This window comes from Mesorhizobium sp. 128a (assembly GCF_053848025.1).
The window spans coordinates 1-747 of the sequence record NZ_JBSPKY010000088.1 but is presented as its reverse complement, the minus strand read 5'-3'; the positions used below and the strand labels follow the sequence as shown (position 1 = coordinate 747).

Sequence of the window (747 nt, the reverse complement as noted above, 5' to 3'; positions counted from 1 at the left end):
TGGTGGGCGGCACGGTGCCTGCATTTCGCGAAGCTCAACGTTTCATGCTGGTTCGATGGGTCTGATCTCGTCGCGATCGAACACTGGGGCTTTCGCCGGCCGCAGTGGTGCATGAAGCTGAAGCCGAAGGACTGGCAACCATTGCCCGAGGTCTACAGGCTGGAGCGGGAGCGCGAGAGGCAGGAAGCGATGGCGAGATATCGGGTGGCTGCCCAAGAAGGCTTCCTGCGGGCCAAAGCGGGGCGCCAGGAGGCGGTGGACGCGTCGGCAGTGCAGAACCCCGACTGTCGGGCTTTCGCAGCCGGCCGCGCGGCCATGAGAAAATTGCCTGATGCCTGGAACATCTCTTCGCCGACGAAATTGGCTTATTGCACTGGCCCATTCAGTGCATCGTCTCCATCATGAGAGCTCTGCCCGCTGGCCACGCGCCCGGCGGGCATTTTTCGTTTTCGATGGAACATGTCATGCGCCAGAGCCTTCTAGCCACCTCAAGGCCCGGCCACCGGGAGTGGTTCGTTCCTATATCCGGAGTCCGGCCATGCCAGTCTCAACTAACGCCGCCGAAATGGCAAAGGCGGCGGGCATTGACCCAGATAAGTTTCGGGAGGCTTTGCGCGGTTGCGATTTCGTATGGCACAAGCGCAACGACGATTGGACGGTTGAGGTTGATAGCCGCGAGCACGAGTCGATGCGCACCGTGGTGCTGATACTTCTCTTGGGGCGAAAGAACGAGCCTAAGCCTCGGAA

2 protein-coding genes are annotated in these 747 nt (G+C 60.9%); both read left to right on the top strand.

The window, feature by feature from the left end; all coding sequences use genetic code 11:
* On the top strand, positions 1-405 hold a 405-nt coding region (locus ACWTU9_RS33185), incomplete at its 5' end, for a hypothetical protein (protein ID WP_455862014.1).
* A 133-nt stretch (positions 406-538) separates the two neighbouring features.
* Positions 539-747: hypothetical protein (locus ACWTU9_RS33180; protein WP_455862013.1), on the top strand; the 209-nt coding region annotated here is incomplete at its 3' end.